The sequence below is a fragment of the Tenacibaculum agarivorans genome (assembly GCF_001936575.1).
GTDB lineage: Bacteria > Bacteroidota > Bacteroidia > Flavobacteriales > Flavobacteriaceae > Polaribacter > Polaribacter agarivorans.
In genome coordinates this window covers 124,284-145,846 of sequence record NZ_MSMP01000004.1, presented here as the reverse complement: position 1 = coordinate 145,846, position 21,563 = coordinate 124,284, and the positions used below count along the sequence as shown (strand labels likewise).

Sequence of the window (21,563 nt, the reverse complement as noted above, 5' to 3'; positions counted from 1 at the left end):
GTAATGACGCATAATACACTCACATTTAATCACAATAACACTGTTTTTTTTGGTCAATATTGGCAACCAACTCAAATAAAAGCAGTAGTTATTATTTTACATGGTCTTGGAGAACATTCAGGTAGATTTACAGAAGTTGCTACTACTCTTGTATCTAATAATTTTGGAGTAATTGCTTTTGATCATTATGGACATGGCAAAACAACAGGTAAGAGAGGGCATAATCCAGGTTATGAGTATGTTTTAGATAGTGTTAGTCAGTTTATTGAAAAGAGTAAAGAGATTTTTGGAAAGCATTCTATGTTTCTATACGGACACTCTATGGGAGGAAATGCTGTTATAAATTATATACTCTCTAGAGAAAATGAACTAAAAGGAGCATTGGTAACAAGCGCATTTTTAAGATTAGCTTTTGAACCACCAAAATGGAAATTATCTTTGGGAAAAGTTATCCAGAAAATAGCACCTTCAGTTACACTTGATAATGAAGTTGATCCAAATTTTATCTCTAGAGAAGAAAAAGAAGTAGAAACCTATAAAAACGACCCTCTAATCCATAGTAAAGTGAGTCCTAATTTTTCATTAGCATTTATGGAAAAAGGTGAGTGGGCTATAGCAAACGCACATCATAATAAAAAGCCAATTCTACTATTGCATGGTACAGGAGATAAACTAATTAGTTATAAAGGAAGTACAGCTTTTGCAGAGAATTGCGAAAGTGCGACAATTAAGTTATATGACGAAGCTTACCATGAATTACATAACGATTTATGTAGAGTAGAAGTAAAAGAAGATATTGTGAATTGGTTAAATCAACAATTATAGTTTAATATGCTCACTGATCTTAAAGGTCATATTAAGGAAAAATTACCATTTTTAATAAAGAAAAAGTTATTAGTGGCCGTTTCAGGAGGGGTTGATAGTATTGTATTATCTCATCTGTTGTATACTTTAAATTTTGAAGTGTCTTTAGCTCATTGTAATTTTAAACTTAGAGGAAAAGATAGTGATGAAGATGAAGATTTTGTGAAATCTTTCGCTAAGAAATTAGGAATAGATAGTTTTACTATATCTTTTGATACTAAAAATTATGCTTTAGAAAACAAATTGTCTACACAAATTGCGGCTAGAGAACTGAGGTATGAATGGTTTGATTGTTTAGTAATTGAAAATGATTTTGATTACATCGTTACAGCTCATCATGCGGATGATAATCTAGAAACCTTTTTAATTAATTTGACGAGAGGAACTGGTTTAGATGGACTAATTGGTATTCCTGAAGTCAACGGAAAAATAGTTCGTCCATTATTAACTTTTTCTAGAGAAGACATTTTAAAGTATGCAAAAGAACATAGTATAGAGTGGCGAGAAGATTATACAAATCAAGAAGTAAAATATGTTAGAAATAAAATCAGGCATCAAATTGTTCCTGTGTTAAAAGAAATAAATCCCAATATTTTAAAAACCTTTGATAAGGTTTCAGGATTTTTAAGTGAAAGTAAGCAGATAATTGACGATAGAATTGAAGAAGTAAGTGCTAAAATCCTTGAAAAAGAAGAAGAAATCTATAAAATTGATATCGCTAAAGTGTTAAAATTATCGAACTCAAAAGCGTATCTATACCAAGTGTTAAAAGACTTTGGATTTACAGAATGGACCAATGTTTCTGATTTATTACAAGCTGAAACAGGAAAGTTTATAGAGTCAAAAACACATGTATTGCTCAGGAATAGAGAGAGTTTGCTTGTTTTGGATAAAGAAAAAGAGGCAAATACAACTGACAGGTTTGAAATAGGTCTTGGTCGAAATAAAATAGACATTCATACTACGATTCATGTAGAAAAATACCTGAAAACACAAGTACTGTCTAAAAAATGTATTTTAGTTAACAAAAATTTAGTAACTTTCCCGATGATTTTAAGGAAATGGGAGGAAGGTGATTTTTTCTATCCTACGGGAATGAAAGGGAAGAAAAAGGTAAGTAAGTTTTTTAAAGACGAGAAAATGTCAAAGTTTAGCAAAGAGAAAACTTGGTTATTATGCACCCAACAAAACCAGGTCGTTTGGATAGTTGGTAAAAGACAAGATAGACGATTTGTTCCTACAGATTTAGACAGTAATATTATAAAAGTAAATATATAAAATAACCCCAATCACAATGAAAAGAGTTTTTACATTATTTTTATTCATTATAGGATTCGCTTTTTCGGTTCATGCACAAGATGATCCTGTTGAAGTGGAAACATCTGTAAAGAAGATATCAGATACAGAATATGATTTGATATTTAATGTTTACATAGATGATGATTGGCATTTATACTCTCAGTATAATCCAAAAGATGCATCATTACCAATGACAATCAAACCTTCTGAAGGAGAATCAGGATATACGTTAGAAGGAAAAGCACAAGAGAGCGAAACAACTACCGAGTTTAGTGAAATTTGGGGAGTAGATGAAATTTTCTTTGTAGAAGAAGCTGTATTAACGCAACGTATTAAATTAGAAGACCCTAGTATCCGTCAAGTATCACTAAATATTGATGCACAAGTTTGTAAAGAGTTTTGTTTACCATATGATGATGATTTTACATTTTCATTAGATGGGGGAGAAGTAGTTAATGAGGTAGCTACTATTGATGAAGGCAGCCAAAAAATGGTTAACTCATTAAATTTAAACTTAAAAAATTCGGAACTTTTAGAATTAAATCTAGGAGAAGACGCTGGAGGAGAAGACAATAAAGGTAATTTATTAAATATATTTTTACTTGGGTTTTTAGGAGGATTAATAGCGTTTTTAACTCCTTGTGTATTCCCATTAATACCTTTAACAGTATCTTTCTTTACTAAGCAATCACAAAAAAAATCAAAGGGTATAACAAACTCTATATTATATGGTTTCTTTATTGCTGCAATTTATGTTGCATTGAGTTTACCTTTCCACTTTGCTGATAGTTTAGATCCAGAGATATTAAATACTATTTCAACAAATATGTGGTTGAACATATTCTTCTTTATAGTATTAGTGTTCTTTGCAGGATCTTTCTTCGGTTTTTATACGATCACATTACCAAGTTCATGGAGTAATAAAACAGACAGTGCTTCTGGAATAGGAGGTATTTTAGGTATTTTCTTCATGGCAGTTACTTTAGCCATTGTATCTTTCTCTTGTACAGGTCCAATTTTAGGATCTTTATTAGCAGGTTCATTAACTTCTGATGGAGGACCTATGCAATTAACAGCAGGTATGGGTGGTTTTGGTGTAGCTTTAGCTTTACCATTTGCATTCTTCGCATTATTCCCTAACTTATTATCATCATTACCAAAATCTGGTTTCTGGATGAAGGCAGTAACTGTAATGTTAGGTTTTATTGAATTAGCGTTAGCATTCAAATTCTTATCAAATGCAGATCTAGTAGGTCAGTGGAACGTATTAAAAAGAGAAATCTTTATTGGTATTTGGTTACTAATTACTATACTGGCAGCATTATTTATGTTTGGAGTAATTAAGTTCCCAGGTGGAGAAAAAATAAGAAGAGTATCTGGTATGAGAATTGTCTTAGGATTATTAGTACTTGGTTTCGCTGTGTATTTAGCTCCAGGGGTTATGAAGAAGCCTGTTTGGAATCAAAGTTTGTTGAGTGGTTTCCCACCTCCACAGTTTTATAGTATTTACAATCAAGAAAGTGATAAGTGTCCTTTAGCTTTGAATTGTTTTAAAGATTTTGATGAAGGTATAGCATATGCTAAATCAGTGAATAAACCAGTATTATTAGACTTTACAGGTTGGGCATGTGTAAACTGTCGTAAGATGGAAGAAAATGTTTGGAGTGAGAACAATATCTATGCAACATTAAAAGATGACTATGTATTAATTTCTCTTTATGTTGATGATAATGAAAATACATTACCACCAGAAAAACAATTTGATTTTGTAAAGCCTAGTGGTAAAATCAAGAAAATTAGAACATATGGTGAAAAGTGGGCTACATTACAATCTGTAAACTTTAAAAATGCTTCACAACCTTATTATGTTCAAATGACTGCTGATATGGAGTTATTAAACTCTCCACAACAGTATACTGATAAGTTAACATATTATAACTGGTTAAAAGACGGTTTAAAACGTTTTAAGCAGTAAGACAATATAATTTCAAATAAAAAAAGGAACGCTTTAGCGTTCCTTTTTTTATTCATTAAAGAGTAGATACATCAAGTCTATTTAAAATTTGAAATATATTCCTTTCAAATATTCCGATTGTATACCTTAGAGGATCTTACTATCTAAAAGACCAATTTTTATAATTGGTACTTGATTCTAGCTTTTTTTCTAAACCATCAGGTAAATTATAAAAGAAATCGATACCTGTTTTTTCTTCTAATTCATCTATTGAAACCACAAATTCATACAATGGTTTCTTACTTTCTTTATGGGGTATTAAGAATGCTATAGCTTTAATTTCAGGTTGCTTATAATCCAACAAAACTTTATAAAAAGCATTAGGAACAGAGACCTTCTCTTTACCTATAATACGTAGTTTTTTATTATTCTCTAAAACCCCTCCAGTAACTACATACAATTGATTGTATTTTTTCGCCCAATAACGTGTTTTCTGTTCCAATTTGTTCCATATTCCAGAATTAAAATCATGCTTTTGAGGTGAGATATTAGAAGTATAAAAAGTTTCATCAAATGCCTCTTTAGAGAATTTTCTATCTCCAGCAGGGCATAAATGACCTCTATCGTAACCCGATTTTTTATAATTCCTCCAATGGGCTGATTTTGTTTGTACTTTAGGATCTTCGATAAAAAATGGACGTTTAAAATTAGTATGTGCTATATCATTTTTATCCAATACATATGCTACCCATTCAGCTTGTTCATGTTGCTCGCTATAAGAGAGAGTATAATATTGATGTTGTACAATTTGTTTAGTAGTAGATGTAGGTAAATAGTTAAAAGAGTTTACATCTTTTATAGTATTATCTTTTTGCTGTTTATGAGTTTCTTTATTAGTAGCGTTATCACGTCTGTCTAAATAATACTTATAAACTAAAACTGCGCTTAATAATAGCGCAGCAATGATTCTTTTTTTATTCACTTTTTAATGGTATTTCTTTAAAATCTTCTGTTCTTTCGGCATCTTTAAAAATGTGCTGAAATTTAGTAGGAGGAACGGTAAGTTTTCTTTTAGCCAAATCTAACCATGCTCCGTAAACATTAATAACAGCCGAGAGTTTTCCTTGACTATTAAAAACTTCGTGTTGAATTTTCCAACGTTCTCCTTTTTCTGATAACCCAGTAATTTTAAGATTAACAGAAATATCTTCGCCTAAATGTATTTCTTTTAAAAATTTTGTATTCTCTTCAAATAAAATTGGTCCTACTTTTTCTTTGGTAAAGTCATGAATAGTTATCCCAAATTTATTAAAAAAACGTAAACGTGACTCTGCGGCGTAATCATTATAAGCTGTATGGCGCATGTGTATATTGGCATCAAAATCTGCCCATCTAGTAGTAAACTGTACTGTAAAATTCATGTGATATTTTTAAAAGAAGCGAAAGTACAAACTTAACTTTTCACATCCAATGCATCTCTAAGTGAATTTCCTAATAGCATAAAGGCCATTACTAAACTCATAATTGCCAAACCAGGAATAATTGCTAAAAACGGTTTACCAAGTATAATATAGTTATAATGGTTTTTAATCATTGAACCCCATGATGGGGTAGGAGGTTGAGCTCCAATACCTAAAAAACTTAGACCACTTTCTATAAGTATAGCAGCAGCAAAATTAGCAGCAGAAATAACAATTAAGGGCGCTAAAATATTAGGGAGTATATGTTTAAAGATAATTCTAAAATCTGAAAATCCTAATACTTTAGCCGCTTCAACATATTGTTCTTGTTTAGCACTTATAACCTGACCTCTAACAACTCTAGCAACTTCAACCCACATGGTTAATCCTACTGCGATAAAAACTTGCCAAAAACCTTTACCCAGTATTAATACAAAAGCGATTACTAGTAATAATGTGGGAATAGACCAAGTAATATTAATAATCCACATGATGAAAGTGTCTATTCTTTTTCCATAGTACCCAGCTAATGCTCCTATTGGAATTCCTATGAGTAAAGAAATAAAAACAGCAATAAAGCCTATAAAGAATGAAATTCTAGCCCCTATTAGTAATCTACTTAATAAATCTCTTCCATATTTATCTGTACCAAAATAAAAAGTTTTGGTTGTGATGTAATTTTCAGGTTTAAAATTAAATATTGAAAGATCTATCTCTTTTTTTAAACCGTCTGAAAGTTGTGTGTACCCAAGTTTTTGATCATTTTGGGTATAGGATTTTATTGGGATTTCGTTGTAATGAATTTTTGCACCTCTAAGAAAGGTCTCAATCCAAGAATTTTCAGAAACGTCTTCAATTGGAACTTTTAGCATTAATGTAGAAAAACCAGGAGATTTAGAATGAATTTCTAAATGCATTTGATTGGCAGAATTACTATTATCAGGAGCTAATACATAACAGAATAAAGCTACAATACCACAAAAAATGATATAGGATAGACTAAAAATGCCTACTTTATTGTGTCTTATACTATTTTTCATGTTTAGTATTCAGATTTACTATATCTAGGCTAGAAGGGTTTTCAAAGATTTCTAAATTGAAAAATCGTACACTAGCAAAAATATGATCAAAAATATCAGCCATAACTCTTTCATATTTTACCCATTCTTTTTCACTACTAAAAGCATAAATTTCTAAAGGAATTCCGTTTGGAGTTGGTGCTAATTGACGACTCATAAAAAGTAAATCTTGATTGATATTTTGATGACGTTTTAGATAAATATCAATGTATTTTCTGAACATACCGAAATTGGTAAGATTTCTTCCGTTAATAAGTAAAGATTTGTCAATATTATTCTTAGTATTAAAAGCATTTACCTCATTAGATCTTTCAATAACATAATTAGTAATGAGTTCAATTTTTTTGTATTCGTTTATTTCTTCTTCAGTTAAAAAGTGAATACTATTAATTTTAAAAGAAATAGCTCTTTTTATTCTTCTCCCTTCTGAATTACTCATTGCTCTCCAGTTTTTAAATGAATCAGAGATCAAAGAGTAGGTAGGAATACTGGTAATGGTATTATCAAAGTTTTTTACTACAACAGAGGTAAGATTAATTTCTATAACGTTTCCATCAGCACCATATTTTTCCATTGTTATCCAATCTTGAAGTCTTACAGTATCATATACTGAGATTTGAATACTAGCGACAAATCCTAATATGGTATCCTTAAAAATAAGAAGTAAAACAGCAGAAAAAGCACCTAGTGTGGTAAAAAAGCGCAGTAAAGGTTTTCCTGTAATAATAGAGAATGAAACAACTAAAGCTATAATCCATAAAATAATCATGAATATTTGGACATAACTTTCCAAAGGTTTATCCTTAAAAGCAATAAGTGTACGTAAAAAGTCCTTTATACTTTGAAGTATACTTTTTACTAACCAAACTATGCTAATGAGGATTAATAAATTCACAAAACGATGTGAATATTCTAAAAGTTGAGGAAAATCGATTAGTAAAAAGTCCAAAGACCCATAAATAATAAAGAAAATTAAAACTCTTGAAAGAGATAAAAAGAAGGCATTATGAATTAAAATATTATCAAATTCTGTCTTGGTTTTATTAGCTATTTTTCTAATGAGTTTACTTCCATAATATTTAATAATCTTGAACAAGATAAAACCCAAAAAAGCTATAATTAATAAGTTGCATATTACATTGAAGTATATTGCCAATTCATGAGATACTCCAAGTTGTTCTTTTAAAAAATGGTAAAAAAACTTATTCATAAGTTTGAAGCTATTTTTTTAAATATTTTGAATTTCTTCTCCAGGTTTTAAGTTGAATTGTTTTCTAAACAGGTATACAAACCCATATAAAAAAGGTGTATCTAACGCAGCAATAAGAATTTTAAACAATACTCCACTGATTAATAAACCTAAAAATTTATCCCACTGAATAATTCCAAAAGAACATAAAAGGAGTAGTACGGTTAAAGTATCTATGAATTGAGAAGTAAATGTTGAAAAGTTATTACGTAACCATAAATATTTGCCTTTAGTAAGGTTTTTCCAAAAATGATATACTTTAATATCTATAAACTGAGCAAATAAATAAGCCATCATTGAAGCTAAAACAGCGAGTGGTGTAGCACCAAAAACAAGATTAAATGTTTCATCATTAACTGGAGACCATGGTGTAGCGGGTGCATAATTACCAATAAAAATTATTCCTAATGAAAAAAGAGAGGCAAAAATTCCTGCTACTACTACTTGATTAGCCTTTTTCTGTCCATAGATTTCAGATAAAATATCCGTAATTAAAAAGGTTATTGGATAGGGTAATAGACCAACTGAAACTTCAAATAATTTTACTCCAAATAGCTCCATGTCAAAAGGATACCAATAAAAGAACTTTTGAAAAATTAGATTCGAAGCAACTAGAGAAGCAATAAATAATGCGGCTAAAATTAAATATATATTCTGAGCGAGAGCCCTATTTTTACTAGTCATACAACGAAAATAACAAAATTAAAATTGATTATGTTTGCAATGTTAAACAAATGATTAAAATAGATTTATGAAAGCATATATTTTTCCTGGACAGGGAGCACAATTTACAGGAATGGGATTAGACCTGTACGAAAAGTATTCGTTAGCTCAAGAACTTTTTGAAAAGGCGAATTCTATTTTAGGGTTCAGTATTACAGACATAATGTTTGAAGGTACAGCTGAAGAGTTAAAACAAACAAAAGTTACACAGCCAGCTATTTTTTTACACTCTGTAATTTTAGCTAACGTACTTGGAGAAGATTTTAAACCTGAAATGGTAGCAGGACATTCTTTAGGTGAGTTATCAGCATTAGTAGCCAATAATGTTTTATCTTTTGAAGATGGGCTAAAGCTAGTTTCTAAAAGAGCTTTAGCTATGCAAAAAGCTTGTGAAATGCAAGAATCTACTATGGCAGCAGTACTTGGTTTAGAAGATGAAGTTGTAGAAGAAGTTTGTAGCTCAATAGAAGGTGTAGTAGTAGCTGCTAATTATAATTGTCCTGGTCAATTGGTTATATCAGGAGAGATATCGGCAATAAATGAGGCTTGTGAAGCATTAAAAGAAAAGGGAGCTAAGAGAGCTTTAGTTTTACCAGTTGGTGGAGCTTTCCATTCTCCATTAATGGAACCAGCTAGAGAAGAATTAGCAAAAGCAATTGAAGAAACTAATTTTAATACGCCTAGTTGTCCTGTATATCAAAATGTAGTAGCAAAAGCGGTGACAGATCCTGAAGAAATTAAAACAAATTTAATTGCTCAATTGACTGCACCAGTAAAATGGACACAATGTGTTCAAGCAATGATAACTGATGGGGCTACTGAGTTTGTAGAAGTTGGACCAGGAAAGGTTTTACAAGGATTAATGAGAAAGATTGATAGAAGTGTTACTGCTTCTGGAGTTACTCTAGAATAATAAATTAAAGAGCTCGCGTAAAGCGAGCTCTTTTGATATTTAGTGTACTAAAGCAAATTTTTTGAAAGGCTCATCTACCTCGGTATTTGCAATATGATTCACATAATTGCTGATTACTTTTTGAGATAAACCTAAAATGATTTCTAGAACATGTTTTTCGTTATAACCTGCTTCGTAAAAAGAAGTCAATTCCTCATCAGAAATATTTCCTCTGTTTCTTACTAATGTTAATGTAGTATCATGTAGTGCCTGTAATTTAGCATTTGGCATAGCTGCTTTATTTCTTAAAGCCTCAATTAATTGATCATCTACTTTCATCATATGCGCAATAGCAGTATGAGCTGGAACACAATAATGACATTCGTGTTCTACATTTATAGTTTGCCAAACTACAGTTAATTCTTCAGCATTAAATGATGTTTGAGTAGAAAATAATTCATGTAGTTTTTTATAACCTTCCAAAATAGCTGGAGATTCAGCTAATACTCCATGTAAGTTTGGAAGCATTCCAAAAGCTTTTACAGATTCTTCTAATTGTTTTTTGCTGCCTTCAGGAGCAGATTCAATAGTGTGGATTTTTAATGTACTCATAATATATAAATTGATCGATTTTAATAACTAAACAATCGTTTAGTTATGGGTTAAAAAAAATTTTATTTAAAAATATTCTCTATATAAATATCTAATTGAGATTTGGTAAATACTCTACTAGCTGAAGCTAAACCATACATAGATATGATGAGATAGTCAGCTTTTTCTTGGATTTCTACTTCAGATAAACTATTCATTTGTCTTACATTATTTTCAAATAAAGTTCTAATATGACTAGTGAAATCAGTTAGTTGTTTTTTTATAGTAGGATCTGAATCTTCATTAAGTTCATTTGCTGTATTGGTAATTAGACATCCTCTAACAAACTTACTTTTATCCTTAGAGAATTCTAAGAAGTCATAAAAATATTGTTTAACTCCTTCAACACCATTATTAGATTGCTCAAGTTTAACAGTAATCTCACTTAGTTTACGTTTATACGCTTTTATACTTTCTAGAAAAACACCTGTTTTACTACCAAAGCTAGCATATATAGAAAATTTATTAATACCCATTTCAGCCTCTAATTGCTGCATTGAAGTACATTCATAGCCATTTCTCCAAAACAAATGCATTGCTTTGTCTATAACTTCAGATTCTATGTATGCTTTTTTTCTAGCCATAATTACGATACAAAACTAAACAATCGTTTAGAAATATAAAAATAGTTAACTAAATTTTAATAGTTCCTTGATTTTTATCTTAAATATTTGTTGGAATATAATTTCTGTAAATATTTTGTCGAGGATCTATCATTGACATCTTTTTTAAACACTGAAAAATAAATATTTATATAATATTCAAAATGATCTATATATTTCCTCTCCTTTGCCTTGATGCAAAGGAGCAAAAATCAAGACTGAAATGATAAGAATTTAAAAAATACTACGGTATCTCCAGCCACAGATGAAAAGAACTCGCTACCGCTCAAACAGCTTTTCATCTTTCAGCCAATGCTGCTACCTTGATTTTTACAAATTCTTATCAATAGGTCATTTTTTTAGTAACATGTCATTACAACCGTTTCTCAAATTTTTTGTTGAGGGTTTCGAACTGACATATGCGAAAAAATTAATTGTAAATCGTATTAAAGATTTTGTAATGTGATTTACAACTAAAAACTTCGCATATTAATTGTGTAAATTAAAAATAATTCAACCAATTTATACGAAGTTTTTAATCATAGATCGTGTCAAAATGAGAAAGTAAATTTTATTGTTTTTCTTGCCATTTCCAGGCAGAAAGTAATGCTTCCTCAAGTGTTTTTTCAGTTTTCCAACCTAATTGTTCGTTTGCAATAGTAGTATCAGCATAAGCAGCGGTAACATCACCTTCACGTCTACCTACAATTTTATAATTTAAATTTTGTTGTGTAGTATTTTCAAAGGCTTTTACAATTTCTAACACAGAACTTCCTTTACCTGTACCAACATTAAAAAACTCAAAATTAGTATCGTTTTTCTTCTCAATTAATCTTTGTAAAGCAGCAATGTGAGCTTTGGCCAAGTCAACAACATGAATGTAATCTCTAATAGCCGTACCATCAGGTGTGTCATAATCATCTCCAAAAATAGAAAGTTGTTCTCTAATACCTGCAGCGGTTTGCGTTACATAAGGAATCAAGTTTTGAGGAACTCCAAGAGGCAGTTCACCAATCTTAGCAGTATCATGAGCACCTATTGGATTAAAATAACGTAAAGCAATTGCATTCAATCCGTTTGCTTTACATGTATCTTTTATAATTTCTTCTCCTATTTGTTTGGTGTTTCCATAAGGAGACTCTGCTGGTTTTATAGGTGCATTTTCAGTAATAGGTAATTCATCTGCTTGACCGTAGACAGTACAAGAAGAACTAAAAATAAAATTATCTAATTTTCGATCTCTCATTTCCTGTAACAAGTACACCAAACTACCGATATTATTTTCATAATAATCTAGAGGTTTTTGTACACTTTCTCCTACCGCTTTGAAAGCTGCAAAATGAATGATACCATCAATATGATTTTCACTGAAGAAATGATTCACTTTTTCTTTTACTCTTAGATCAATATTAAAAAAATCTGGCTTTTTACCAGTAATTTCTTGAATACTATCTAAAACTTCAATTTTTGAATTGGATAAATCATCAATAATAACAACATCAAAATTTGCATTCAAAAGCTCAACTACAGTGTGAGAGCCAATAAAACCTAATCCTCCAGTAACTAATATTTTTTTCATAATTTTTATTTAAAATCAGATGTTTTAAGTTGTAAATCTTGTATAATTTTTTCTTTTGTTGGTCTTAGAAAAGCCATGTAAAAAATAAGGCATATTCCAATAAGTATAAGGTCTGGTTTAATAAGTAAAATAATCATACTAGCTCCTTCTAAAATAGCCCAACGAATAATAGAAGCCGTTTGATAAGTGACTAATTTATGCTGTAAAGAAGCTTCTTTTTTTATTGTTTTTATGACATTTTTAAACATAAAATTTCCAGCAAATACTGCGATTATTGGAATAGTTAAAAACGGAACAGAAGAAATATTAAACTCATTGAAATTGAAAAAATTATTCATAACATTTCCTAAAACAAAGTATATCAGAGAAACACCAATTACAAGTGCTATGTGTATAACTTGCATTAGTTTTACTTTCTGATCCATAATTCCTTATTTTAAAAAGTCGTTTACAGTTTTGGTTATAAAAGCCAATTGCTCTTCATCTAATTCAGTATGCATAGGTAATGAGATCACTGTATTGATAAGAGTATTGGTTACTTTAAAATCATCTTCGTTATAACGTTCATTCGTATATGCTTTTTGCTGGTGTAAAGGAACCGGGTAATATATAGCATTAGCAATTCCATTATCTAGTAAATGTTGATGTAATTCATCACGCTTCCCATTTTTAATTTGAAGTGTATATTGATGAAAAACATGGCAATCGCATGAATCACAAATTTGTCCACATGAAGAGCTAGTAGGTGTTTCTATATGTTCATTGTTTGCAAATGCATTATTGTAATACCTAGCAGCATCTCTTCTGGCATTACAATATTCGTCTAACAAAGGAAGTTTAGTTTTTAATACCGCTGCTTGAATACTATCTAAACGAGAATTAACTCCTACTACATCATGATAGTATCTTTTATACATACCGTGGTTTACAATACCTCTGATAGTGTGTGCTAATTCATCATCATTAGTAAAAATAGCGCCACCATCACCATAACAACCTAAATTCTTAGAAGGAAAGAAAGAAGTTGTACCAACATTTCCGATTGTTCCTGCTTTTTTCTTTGTACCATCTTTAAAAGTATAATTAGCACCAATAGCCTGTGCGTTATCTTCAATAACAAACAGATTGTGTTGTGAAGCAATTTCTAAAATAGCTTCCATATTGGCTACCTGTCCAAATAAGTGAACTGGTACAATAGCTTTTGTTTTAGGTGTAATAGCCTTTTTTAAAGCTTCAATATCAATATTAAATGAATCAGGTTCAACATCAATTAAAACTGGAGTTAAGTTTAATAACCCAATAACTTCTACTGTGGCAGCAAAAGTAAAATCAACAGTAATTACTTCATCACCAGGTTGTAATCCAAGTCCCATCATTGCTATTTGCAGCGCGTCTGTTCCGTTAGCACAAGGAATTACATGTTTTACCTTCAAATATTTTTCTAAATCAGCTTGAAAATCTTTAACATAAGGACCATTAATATATGCTGAAGAATTTAAAACTTCTTGTATTGAAGTATCTATAGTTTCTTTTATTTTTTGATATTGACTTTGTAAGTCAACCATATGAATTTTCTTCATAAACCTAGTCAAGTTTGTTTACTCAAAAGTACAAATTTAAAACAGTTATATTTGATAAAATTATGTCCTAATGAAACTATTAAAAAAACTAACTTTTTTCATTGTTATTGTTGCTGCTTTATTACTTGTATGTTTTTGGGTTACTAGCATTATGTTAAAACCTAAATATAGCGGAGAACTTGAACTGCCTAATTTGAAAGAAGAAGTTACTGTGTACTATGATGGAAATGGAGTTCCGCATATTAATGCTCAAGATCAAGAGGATGCTTATAGAGCTTTTGGATATGTGCATGCACAAGATAGATTGTGGCAAATGGAATTGATTCGAAGAATTGCTGCAGGTAGATTGAGCGAAGTATTTGGTGAGACAATGGTTAAAACAGATATGTTTTTTTCGAGTCTAGGAATAGAAGAAGCTGCTAGTAAAACGATTTCAAATTTAGATAAAACATCTAAACAATATAAATTAGCTAAAGCATATTTAGATGGTGTAAATGAATTTATAGAAAATGGTGCTACACCTGTAGAATATTATCTGCTTGGATTAGAAAAAGAAAAGTTTACTGAAAGAGATATGTATAATGTTTTTGGTTATATGTCTTTTAGTTTTGCTTCTGCTCATAAGGTAGATCCTTTTTTGACTGAAGTTCAAAATAAATTAGGAAATAAATATGTAGAAGAACTAGGAATTTCTCCTGAAAAAACTACACTAATGCATAATGCAAGAAATTTAAATACTCAAGCACAGTTTGCTGCAGAAGTGCACAAAATAATGGAAACGCTTCCAGTACCAAGTTTTATGGGAAGTAATTCTTGGGTATTAGGACCAGAAAAAACAAAAAATGGAAAAGTAATATTTGCTAACGATCCTCATATAAGTTCTGCACAACCTGGTGTTTGGTTTCAAAATCACATTAAAACTCCAGATTTTGAGATGTACGGTTTTAATTTAGCTTTATCACCTTTTCCTTTATTAGGGCACAATACAGCATATGCGTATGGTTTAACAATGTTACAAAATGATGATATCGATTTTTATATTGAAGAAAATAACCCTAATAATGATCTTGAATATAAAACCTCAGAAGGGTTTTTAAAATATGAGCTTAGAAATAAAACAATAAAAGTTAAAAATGGAGAAGATACTTCATATCAAATAAGGGTAAGTAAGCATGGTCCAATAGTTAATGATGTTATAAATCAAATAGAATCTACTAAACCTATTGCAATGCAATGGGCTTATACGCAATTACCAAATGACTTATTAGATGTTTCTTATGGATTGTCTCATGCCACTTCACTTTTAGGTTTTAGAAATACAGTTTCTAAGATTCATGCACCAGGATTAAATGTTATGTACGGAGATGCCAAGGATAACATAGCTTGGTTTGCTTCAGCAAAATTATATAAACATAGAGATAGTTTAAATACAAAATTGTTCTTGGATGGAGCTTCAGGAAAGGATGAAATCATAGGTTATCATGATTTTTCAGAAAATCCACAGGCTATAAATCCTGAATGGAATTTTGTGTATTCTGCAAATAATCAACCAGATTCTATAGGAGGAAGATTATATCCGGGATATTATTCAAATGAAGATAGAGCTAAAAGAATTAAAAATATATTGGAGAGTAAAGATGATTTTACTAAAGAAGATATTGCCAAAATGATTCATGATGTAAATTCAGTTGTGGCTGTTGAAGTTATCCAAGAAATATCTAAAGTTATTGATGAAAAAGATTTGAAAGATAATGAAAAAGAAGTTTTTAAGAAGCTGAAAGATTGGGATGGAACTTATATGAAAGATTATGTAGCTCCAACAATTTATAATAGGTTTATGTATGAATTTTACAAAGGTACCTATGCAGATGAATTAGGAAAAGATTTGTTTGAACTATTTTTAAATGCGGCATCATTAAAAAAGAAATGTCTTTCTACACAAATTAGTAGACAAGAATCTGTTTGGTGGGATAACGTGAAAACAAAAGAAAAAAAAGAGGGAAGAAAAGATGTCTTAACACAATCAATAAAAAATACGGTTACTTTTTTAGAAAATCAATTAGGAAAAAACAGTGATGAATGGCAATGGAAAAGAGTTTTTTCTATGGAACATGGACATGCCATTGGTAAGGCTGGAGGATTGTTAAGGAAGTATTTTAATGTTGGTCCTTTTGAAGTGAATGGAGGAGATGATATTATTAATAAATTAGGTTTTAAACTAGATAGCACAGGAGTTTATAAAGTGTCATCAATACCTTCTTCTAGACGTGTTGTTGATTTTTCAGCTGTAGATAAGAGTTTAGGAATGATTCCAACAGGGCAGAGTGGAAATAGATTTAGTCCTCATTATAAAGATCAAGCACAGAAATATGTGAATGAGCAAATGGATGTAATGTTGTTAAATGAAGAACAAATTAAAAAGTCTAAAAATAAGTTAGTGTTTAAACCTAAAAATTAAGTTTATAGTTTTTTCGTTATTTGTTTTTTAATTCAGGAAAGGGGATATATGTATTGTCATTAGGAACTTTTGGAAATTTTTTGTTTTTCCAACCTTCTTTAGCTTTTAATAATCTTTCCTTATTGTGAGATACAAAATTCCACATTAGAATACGTTCTTCTGGTAAGGGTTTGCCTCCAAAAAGTAATATCTGAGTGTGTTTTTCTAAACAAATTTCACATGCATCATCTGTTTTACTGATTAACATTTGTCCAGCTTCAACTCTTTGATCTTGTGTTTTAATACTTCCTTTTACTATTACAAAAGCAATTTCACCTTTTACTTGTCCTCCTAATTGTAGTGTAGTTTCTTCTTTAGCAAAAATATCCACCATAAATAAAGGAGAGTATCCCTGAAGAGGAGAGCTTTTGCCAAAAGCATTACCGGCAACAAGTTTCATTTTTACATTGTTCTTTTCCCAAGTAGGAATAGCTTCTTTGGGATAAAAATCGAAACGAGGATTCATTTCTTCTTTTGCTATGGGCAATGCCACCCAAATTTGATAGCCGTGTAATGTATGTTTCGTTTTATTTCTACTTTCTTTAGGTGTTCTTTCCGTATGTGTTACGCCACTTCCAGAAGTCATAAAACCAACATCACCTGGTGTGATAATTTGTTGTGCTCCAGTACTATCTCTGTGTTCAATTTCTCCTTCAAATAAATAAGTTAATGTTGATAATCCAATATATGGATGCTAATCTACATCTATAAACTTACCATCACCAATTACGGCAGGTCCCATATGATCTATAAAAGTGAAAGGGCCTACTTGTCTTTTTTTTCTAAAAGGGAGTAACCTACCCACCATAAAATTACCTAAATCGGTTTGACGCTCATCAACTATTAATTTATTATTTCCCATAGTTTAGATGTAGTTTAATTAGATCTTAAATTCTGTAATATTTTCGTCAGTATCAAAAATATGTGGATAATGTTCTTTTACATTTTTCTGCATAAACTCAACAGGTACATCATCAAAATAACCATAATCATCAATGTAATCCATAAATTTATGACCATTACTATTGAATTGTTGTAAGAAAGAATCGTTTTCTCCATCAAATTCTAACGGATCAACGTTTAATTTTTTACATAAAGAAGTATTAAATGCGGGTGACATTTTAAGCCATTTATCATTTAAAAACACATTAACCATACCATGTGGAGTGAGTTCATTAGAACCAAACTTTTCAATTAATCGCTCTACAGCAATATGATTTTTTACTTTTCCTAAATGTAATCTTGCAGGTATGTGTAAAGCTCGTAAACATGCGATAAGTAATACTGATTTTTCTACACAATGTCCTGTAGATTTTTGGGCAATAGTACTTGCTTTATAACTCTCTTTAGAAAAGCTTATGCTATATGGATCATATTTCCAACCGTCACGAATTTTAGAGTATAAGGCAATAGTCTTTTCTTTCTCTGAAATAGTGGAAGTAGAAAATTCAGAAATTAATTCTTGTATTACGTCATGTTCATAGTCAAAAAAATATGTAGCTCCTAAGAAATCCATAAACAGCGATTGTTCTAGTGTTTGATTTTACGTTAGAACAATGTAGTGTTTTTTGATGAGAGTTTTAGGAATTAATTTTTACGTGATCCCCATTGAAAGATATGTCAAAATTTTTTAGTTCACTATAAATGTTAATACCTAAAAGGTTCCATTTTAGTACTCCAGTAGCAGTTAAATTACCTGTTTGGTTAAGATTGTAAATAGATTTAAGCTCCCAAACAAAACCGCTACTAAATCCAGTTATATAGCTATGGCAATCAATGGGTATGTGTTTATTTCCATCAACTGAATATTGAATACTTGAATTGATATCAAAAATTAAATTATCTTCAAGTTTAATATACTTTATAATCAGTTTATTATTTCTATTGTAAGTATCAGTAATTTTTATGTGATTATTGATCTTATTAGAACTTGAATTGGATCCCAATAGAATAATTCCAATAATAATTATAGTGGCTGAAAAAGATTTAGTTTTATGTTTAAGTACCCTTTTGTTAATAAAGAAAAGAAGGTAGATTAAAGTAATAAGGTTTATTAAAGACCACATGAAATATATCATAGCATTTTAATTTTAACCAAAATTACTAAATTCTAACCATTCCGTCTTTTTAAGATTATACCAATTATGAGGAACTCCATTATACTCAAAAGTGTCAATCAATTTCAAGCCGATCTTAGTGAGAATTTTGTTAGAAGCTAAATGCTTGATGTCAGCGGCTGCACCAATCTCTTTCAGATTTAGTTTTTCAAAACCATATTTAAGAGATTCAATTGCGGTTTCTGTGGCAATTCCTTTACCCCAATATTTTTTTCTAAGTCGATATCCTAAATCATAATAATTAAACTCTTTTCGTAACTCTTTTTCATATTTTAAGCCAGTCCAACCAATAAAATCGTCAGTTTCTTTATCGATTACCGCCCAACGACCTATACCATTCTCCACATATTGGTTTCTGATATAGGCAATAATTTCTTCTGCTTCTTTAAGTGTTTGTATCGGTTTTTTTCCTAAAAATTGATGAACCTCAGGATCTGAATCCAAAGCAAAAATTCCCTTAGCATCATGCTCTTCTAGATCTCTTATGATAAGTCGTTCGGTTTCTATATGGATTTTCATTTTTTGATTATTCAGTTTTTACAGGAGTACAAATTTCAATTAAGAAACCGTTGTTATCTCTTAGATATCCAACTTTTTGTCCCCAAGGTTTTTTAGTTAGAGGTTCAAATTCAGTAGCTCCCATTTCGATTGCTTTTTTAAAGTCAGCTTCAATATTTTCAGTTACAAATGCCATTTCCACACCAAAAGGTTTTTCGGTGTTATTTGTTTTTGTAAATCCTTTTTTGAAATTAGAGTTCCCTAATTCTATTGAAGCAAAAGCGATAGTAGTTTCTCCAGAAACCAACTCCCCATAGTCATTCTCAGGTGTCACAAATTTTTGCTGAAATCCAAATGCTTTTTCATAGAATTCAATGGTTTCTTTTACATTCTCAACATAAATTATTGTATATCCATATTTCATTTTGTATTCGGTTTTTATGCTGTTTCTATGGTGAATGATACGGTTAAGCCTACACTAAAGTTTCTAGGAAGTTTTTCAACTCCGAAAATAGCTCTTGAATGTTTTCCTTTTTCTCCTAATACTTTTACAAATACATCGGAGGCTCCATTAACTACAATTGGTGAATCATCCCAATCGGATCCAGATTGGAAATAAGCGTCTATGTGATTGAGTCCTATAACTTTTTCAAACCCTATTTTTTTGTCAACTTGAGCCAGAACATTTAAGGCACATAATTCCATAGCTTTATATCCTTCTTCGGTTGAAATTTCGTTCCCTAAACGTCCTTGGTATTTAAATTCTTCATTGAGAATAGGAAATTGTATAGCAATATAGGCAATATCTTTTCTAATATTTACAGATTCATAATTTCCTCCAGGAGTTGAAGTATTAGGCAATTGTAAGCCAAGTTTAGCTAGGTTCTCCTTTATATTCATTTGTTTTAATTTTTCCATTATCAATTTTTACGTACTCATGATCGAATGGTGAATAATGATCTTCTTCCCATTTTCCATTTCTGAAAATAAATTCAATTCTATGAGAGGATTGGTTTTTACTGATGATTAAATTATCACCTTGATTTGGGGTGTATTTAAAATCGAAGCAATTTCTACTATTCAATTCATTAGCTACAAAGGTTGAGGTTAATCCGTTGCCAACATCACTTACAGGAAACATATACCTTCCAAGTTCTCTTTCTTTAGACATTCCAATAAACCTGAAAAGTGTCCAAGTATACTCAATCTTTTGTACTTCCTTTTGTAACTTCTTTTTATTTCGTTTCGATTTTTTATGATGAACAATTACTTTAGAATCATTGCATTTACACAATATAAAACCTTGGTTGAAATCACACATATAGCTTTATATATTTCATAATATTTCAGTAAAGAAAATATTGCATTATTTTACTTTATAAATATAGCTAAACTTTAAGTTTTTAGTATGATGTGTAGAGAAACAATTTTTGTCTTTTAGCGGAGAATAGTTGTTATTTTCGTTCAAATATTAAATCAGGACCATCAACGTATGAAATGCCTAAAGTCATTCGCCCATCAGTAAAGTTATAAGTCCATTTTGTATTGTCGATTTTTACTAAAAGTATTTTTTTCTCTCCAGGACTTGATGATCCACTTAAATAGTCTTCACCAAATACATAATCATATTCACGATTAGGATAACCAGGATTGTTTCCACCTGTAACTAGTAATTTCCCGTTAGGTTGAAAATTATAAATAATATTTTCATTAGAATGATCAATTGAACCCTCAGAATAGGTTCCACCTTCAAGTCCGTGAAATTTAGATTCTATTAGTTTCCATTCACCTATAATTTTTTCGTTACCAGTTTCGTTAATGTTATTTTCGTCATTTGTACAGTTAGAGAAAATAATGAGGCTTACTACCAAGATTATAATTTTTTTCATATTAAAGTTTTTTTATATCTAGTAGATGATCATTTTCTGATAAGGTTGCGTGATTGTAAAGATGAATTTTTTAGTTTGTAGAGTATAACCTAATTTACTAGTTAGGGATCAATATTAAAAACTCCATCTAAATCTAGAATAATTACATTTTTCATCAGTTCAATTGTTTTGAAAAATAGATACGTCTTTTTCCCTTTGGAAAATTTTTTAGTTCTCCAAAAGGCTCATATCCGTTTTTTAGATAAAAATCTTCAGCTTGAAAGTCAAATGTATCTAGCAATGCTATTGTAGCGCCTTTTTCTTTTGCTTTTTCCTCAATGTGTTTTAAAATTTGAGTTCCTATTCCTTTTTTTCTATACTCTTCTCTTACCCACAAAATTTTAATCTCTAGACCATTCCAATATCCTATCCCACCTAATACGCCACCTATTTCACTTCCATTTTTATTTTTTGCAACAAACTCTAAAGGAGTCCAAGTATCCGCAAGTGCAGGTACTTTACTTATGTTGTACGTATTAATTCCATCTACTATTTTTTGAATATTTTTCGTATTACAAGGTTCAATACTAAAATCAGTTTTTATTTCCATTTGAGTATATTACTAAGTGTATAAAGTTTCGTAGTTATTTA

The 21,563-nt window shown here is 30.4% G+C and carries 25 protein-coding genes; 5 read left to right on the top strand and 20 right to left on the bottom strand.

Annotation, left to right across the window (positions count from 1 at the left end; genetic code table 11):
- Positions 1-3: 3 nt before the first annotated feature.
- The 3 genes from BVC87_RS04510 to BVC87_RS04500 are packed head-to-tail and all read left to right on the top strand — an operon-like array spanning position 4 to position 4,138.
- The gene (locus tag BVC87_RS04510; RefSeq protein ID WP_075341160.1) at positions 4-825 is read left to right on the top strand and encodes an alpha/beta hydrolase; all 822 of its coding nucleotides are present in this window, start codon (positions 4-6) and stop codon (positions 823-825) included.
- 6 nt (positions 826-831) lie between these two features.
- The gene (tilS, locus tag BVC87_RS04505) at positions 832-2,142 is read left to right on the top strand and encodes a tRNA lysidine(34) synthetase TilS (RefSeq protein WP_075341159.1); all 1,311 of its coding nucleotides are present in this window, start codon (positions 832-834) and stop codon (positions 2,140-2,142) included.
- A 16-nt stretch (positions 2,143-2,158) separates the two neighbouring features.
- Positions 2,159-4,138 carry a protein-disulfide reductase DsbD family protein gene (locus BVC87_RS04500; protein WP_075341158.1) on the top strand — a complete coding sequence of 660 codons (1,980 nt, stop codon included), beginning with the start codon at positions 2,159-2,161 and terminating at the stop codon, positions 4,136-4,138.
- 139 nt (positions 4,139-4,277) lie between these two features.
- Here BVC87_RS04500 and BVC87_RS04495 read toward each other — a convergent pair whose 3' ends face one another.
- From BVC87_RS04495 to BVC87_RS04475, 5 genes are read right to left on the bottom strand one after another with little or no spacing between them, the layout of a single operon-like run.
- Complete coding sequence (locus BVC87_RS04495) at positions 4,278-5,099, bottom strand: DNA/RNA non-specific endonuclease (protein ID WP_075341157.1); 822 nt, start codon at positions 5,097-5,099, stop codon at positions 4,278-4,280.
- The gene (locus BVC87_RS04490; protein ID WP_075341156.1) at positions 5,092-5,538 is read right to left on the bottom strand and encodes an acyl-CoA thioesterase; all 447 of its coding nucleotides are present in this window, start codon (positions 5,536-5,538) and stop codon (positions 5,092-5,094) included. Before BVC87_RS04490 ends, BVC87_RS04495 begins: the two co-directional genes overlap by 8 nt.
- 32 nt (positions 5,539-5,570) lie before the next feature.
- Positions 5,571-6,617 carry an ABC transporter permease gene (locus tag BVC87_RS04485; protein ID WP_075341155.1) on the bottom strand — a complete coding sequence of 349 codons (1,047 nt, stop codon included), beginning with the start codon at positions 6,615-6,617 and terminating at the stop codon, positions 5,571-5,573.
- Positions 6,607-7,866 (bottom strand): mechanosensitive ion channel family protein, encoded by a 1,260-nt coding sequence (locus BVC87_RS04480; protein WP_075341154.1) that lies wholly within the window; start codon positions 7,864-7,866, stop codon positions 6,607-6,609. The genes BVC87_RS04485 and BVC87_RS04480 overlap by 11 nt, the downstream gene beginning before the upstream one ends.
- Positions 7,867-7,884: 18 nt before the next feature.
- On the bottom strand, positions 7,885-8,589 hold the full coding sequence (locus BVC87_RS04475) for a queuosine precursor transporter (protein WP_075341153.1): 705 nt from the start codon (positions 8,587-8,589) through the stop codon (positions 7,885-7,887).
- A 67-nt stretch (positions 8,590-8,656) separates the two neighbouring features.
- Here BVC87_RS04475 and fabD point away from each other — a divergent pair, with 67 nt between their 5' ends.
- Positions 8,657-9,541 (top strand): ACP S-malonyltransferase, encoded by an 885-nt coding sequence (gene fabD, locus BVC87_RS04470; RefSeq protein ID WP_075341152.1) that lies wholly within the window; start codon positions 8,657-8,659, stop codon positions 9,539-9,541.
- A gap of 39 nt (positions 9,542-9,580) precedes the next feature.
- Here the strand turns inward: fabD and BVC87_RS04465 are convergent, their stop codons facing one another.
- From BVC87_RS04465 to BVC87_RS04445, 5 genes are all read right to left on the bottom strand, one after another.
- The gene (locus BVC87_RS04465) at positions 9,581-10,132 is read right to left on the bottom strand and encodes a carboxymuconolactone decarboxylase family protein (protein WP_075341151.1); all 552 of its coding nucleotides are present in this window, start codon (positions 10,130-10,132) and stop codon (positions 9,581-9,583) included.
- Between the two features lie 62 nt (positions 10,133-10,194).
- A complete protein-coding gene (locus tag BVC87_RS04460) occupies positions 10,195-10,755 on the bottom strand; it encodes a TetR/AcrR family transcriptional regulator (protein WP_075341150.1) in 561 nt (186 codons plus the stop codon).
- 589 nt (positions 10,756-11,344) lie between these two features.
- Entirely contained in the window at positions 11,345-12,352 is a 1,008-nt protein-coding gene (gene galE / locus BVC87_RS04455) for a UDP-glucose 4-epimerase GalE (RefSeq protein WP_075341149.1), read from the bottom strand.
- A gap of 5 nt (positions 12,353-12,357) precedes the next feature.
- Positions 12,358-12,777, bottom strand: coding sequence for a hypothetical protein (locus BVC87_RS04450; protein ID WP_075341148.1), 420 nt, complete (start codon positions 12,775-12,777; stop codon positions 12,358-12,360).
- 6 nt (positions 12,778-12,783) lie between these two features.
- On the bottom strand, positions 12,784-13,932 hold the full coding sequence (locus BVC87_RS04445; protein WP_075341147.1) for a DegT/DnrJ/EryC1/StrS family aminotransferase: 1,149 nt from the start codon (positions 13,930-13,932) through the stop codon (positions 12,784-12,786).
- Between the two features lie 70 nt (positions 13,933-14,002).
- Here BVC87_RS04445 and BVC87_RS04440 point away from each other — a divergent pair, with 70 nt between their 5' ends.
- Positions 14,003-16,390: a penicillin acylase family protein gene (locus BVC87_RS04440; RefSeq protein WP_075341146.1), complete on the top strand. Its 2,388-nt coding sequence runs from the start codon at positions 14,003-14,005 to the stop codon at positions 16,388-16,390.
- A gap of 16 nt (positions 16,391-16,406) precedes the next feature.
- Here the strand turns inward: BVC87_RS04440 and BVC87_RS04435 are convergent, their stop codons facing one another.
- The 10 genes from BVC87_RS04435 to BVC87_RS04395 form a co-directional block, all read right to left on the bottom strand.
- A complete protein-coding gene (locus tag BVC87_RS04435) occupies positions 16,407-17,114 on the bottom strand; it encodes a pirin family protein (protein WP_317041724.1) in 708 nt (235 codons plus the stop codon).
- Positions 17,115-17,123: 9 nt separating this feature from the next.
- Entirely contained in the window at positions 17,124-17,291 is a 168-nt protein-coding gene (locus tag BVC87_RS23915; protein ID WP_317041723.1) for a hypothetical protein, read from the bottom strand.
- Between the two features lie 18 nt (positions 17,292-17,309).
- Positions 17,310-17,945, bottom strand: a complete 636-nt coding sequence (locus BVC87_RS04430) for a transglutaminase-like domain-containing protein (RefSeq protein ID WP_075341145.1) — start codon at positions 17,943-17,945, stop codon at positions 17,310-17,312.
- Between the two features lie 64 nt (positions 17,946-18,009).
- On the bottom strand, positions 18,010-18,507 hold the full coding sequence (locus BVC87_RS04425; RefSeq protein ID WP_075341144.1) for a hypothetical protein: 498 nt from the start codon (positions 18,505-18,507) through the stop codon (positions 18,010-18,012).
- 12 nt (positions 18,508-18,519) lie between these two features.
- Positions 18,520-19,065, bottom strand: coding sequence for a GNAT family N-acetyltransferase (locus tag BVC87_RS04420; protein WP_075341143.1), 546 nt, complete (start codon positions 19,063-19,065; stop codon positions 18,520-18,522).
- Positions 19,066-19,072: 7 nt separating this feature from the next.
- On the bottom strand, positions 19,073-19,468 hold the full coding sequence (locus BVC87_RS04415; protein WP_075341142.1) for a VOC family protein: 396 nt from the start codon (positions 19,466-19,468) through the stop codon (positions 19,073-19,075).
- Between the two features lie 14 nt (positions 19,469-19,482).
- Positions 19,483-19,962: a RidA family protein gene (locus tag BVC87_RS04410; RefSeq protein WP_234974635.1), complete on the bottom strand. Its 480-nt coding sequence runs from the start codon at positions 19,960-19,962 to the stop codon at positions 19,483-19,485.
- On the bottom strand, positions 19,919-20,365 hold the full coding sequence (locus tag BVC87_RS04405) for a hypothetical protein (protein WP_075341141.1): 447 nt from the start codon (positions 20,363-20,365) through the stop codon (positions 19,919-19,921). The genes BVC87_RS04410 and BVC87_RS04405 overlap by 44 nt, the downstream gene beginning before the upstream one ends.
- 133 nt (positions 20,366-20,498) lie before the next feature.
- On the bottom strand, positions 20,499-20,933 hold the full coding sequence (locus tag BVC87_RS04400) for a hypothetical protein (RefSeq protein ID WP_075341140.1): 435 nt from the start codon (positions 20,931-20,933) through the stop codon (positions 20,499-20,501).
- Between the two features lie 154 nt (positions 20,934-21,087).
- Positions 21,088-21,522 (bottom strand): GNAT family N-acetyltransferase, encoded by a 435-nt coding sequence (locus BVC87_RS04395; RefSeq protein WP_075341139.1) that lies wholly within the window; start codon positions 21,520-21,522, stop codon positions 21,088-21,090.
- Between the last annotated feature and the right edge of the window lie 41 nt (positions 21,523-21,563).

What these genes read in the sequence shown, in the direction of transcription:
- BVC87_RS04510 (WP_075341160.1), top strand. Translation starts at nt 4, where the DNA reads ATGACGCATAATACACTCACATTTAATCACAATAACACTGTTTTTTTT.
- tilS (WP_075341159.1), top strand. Translation starts at nt 832, where the DNA reads ATGCTCACTGATCTTAAAGGTCATATTAAGGAAAAATTACCATTTTTA.
- BVC87_RS04500 (WP_075341158.1), top strand. Translation starts at nt 2,159, where the DNA reads ATGAAAAGAGTTTTTACATTATTTTTATTCATTATAGGATTCGCTTTT.
- BVC87_RS04490 (WP_075341156.1), bottom strand. Translation starts at nt 5,538, where the DNA reads ATGAATTTTACAGTACAGTTTACTACTAGATGGGCAGATTTTGATGCC.
- BVC87_RS04485 (WP_075341155.1), bottom strand. Translation starts at nt 6,617, where the DNA reads ATGAAAAATAGTATAAGACACAATAAAGTAGGCATTTTTAGTCTATCC.
- BVC87_RS04480 (WP_075341154.1), bottom strand. Translation starts at nt 7,866, where the DNA reads ATGAATAAGTTTTTTTACCATTTTTTAAAAGAACAACTTGGAGTATCT.
- BVC87_RS04475 (WP_075341153.1), bottom strand. Translation starts at nt 8,589, where the DNA reads ATGACTAGTAAAAATAGGGCTCTCGCTCAGAATATATATTTAATTTTA.
- fabD (WP_075341152.1), top strand. Translation starts at nt 8,657, where the DNA reads ATGAAAGCATATATTTTTCCTGGACAGGGAGCACAATTTACAGGAATG.
- BVC87_RS04465 (WP_075341151.1), bottom strand. Translation starts at nt 10,132, where the DNA reads ATGAGTACATTAAAAATCCACACTATTGAATCTGCTCCTGAAGGCAGC.
- BVC87_RS04460 (WP_075341150.1), bottom strand. Translation starts at nt 10,755, where the DNA reads ATGGCTAGAAAAAAAGCATACATAGAATCTGAAGTTATAGACAAAGCA.
- galE (WP_075341149.1), bottom strand. Translation starts at nt 12,352, where the DNA reads ATGAAAAAAATATTAGTTACTGGAGGATTAGGTTTTATTGGCTCTCAC.
- BVC87_RS04450 (WP_075341148.1), bottom strand. Translation starts at nt 12,777, where the DNA reads ATGGATCAGAAAGTAAAACTAATGCAAGTTATACACATAGCACTTGTA.
- BVC87_RS04445 (WP_075341147.1), bottom strand. Translation starts at nt 13,932, where the DNA reads ATGAAGAAAATTCATATGGTTGACTTACAAAGTCAATATCAAAAAATA.
- BVC87_RS04440 (WP_075341146.1), top strand. Translation starts at nt 14,003, where the DNA reads ATGAAACTATTAAAAAAACTAACTTTTTTCATTGTTATTGTTGCTGCT.
- BVC87_RS23915 (WP_317041723.1), bottom strand. Translation starts at nt 17,291, where the DNA reads ATGGGAAATAATAAATTAATAGTTGATGAGCGTCAAACCGATTTAGGT.
- BVC87_RS04430 (WP_075341145.1), bottom strand. Translation starts at nt 17,945, where the DNA reads ATGGATTTCTTAGGAGCTACATATTTTTTTGACTATGAACATGACGTA.
- BVC87_RS04425 (WP_075341144.1), bottom strand. Translation starts at nt 18,507, where the DNA reads ATGATATATTTCATGTGGTCTTTAATAAACCTTATTACTTTAATCTAC.
- BVC87_RS04420 (WP_075341143.1), bottom strand. Translation starts at nt 19,065, where the DNA reads ATGAAAATCCATATAGAAACCGAACGACTTATCATAAGAGATCTAGAA.
- BVC87_RS04415 (WP_075341142.1), bottom strand. Translation starts at nt 19,468, where the DNA reads ATGAAATATGGATATACAATAATTTATGTTGAGAATGTAAAAGAAACC.
- BVC87_RS04410 (WP_234974635.1), bottom strand. Translation starts at nt 19,962, where the DNA reads ATGGAAAAATTAAAACAAATGAATATAAAGGAGAACCTAGCTAAACTT.
- BVC87_RS04405 (WP_075341141.1), bottom strand. Translation starts at nt 20,365, where the DNA reads ATGTGTGATTTCAACCAAGGTTTTATATTGTGTAAATGCAATGATTCT.
- BVC87_RS04400 (WP_075341140.1), bottom strand. Translation starts at nt 20,933, where the DNA reads ATGAAAAAAATTATAATCTTGGTAGTAAGCCTCATTATTTTCTCTAAC.
- BVC87_RS04395 (WP_075341139.1), bottom strand. Translation starts at nt 21,522, where the DNA reads ATGGAAATAAAAACTGATTTTAGTATTGAACCTTGTAATACGAAAAAT.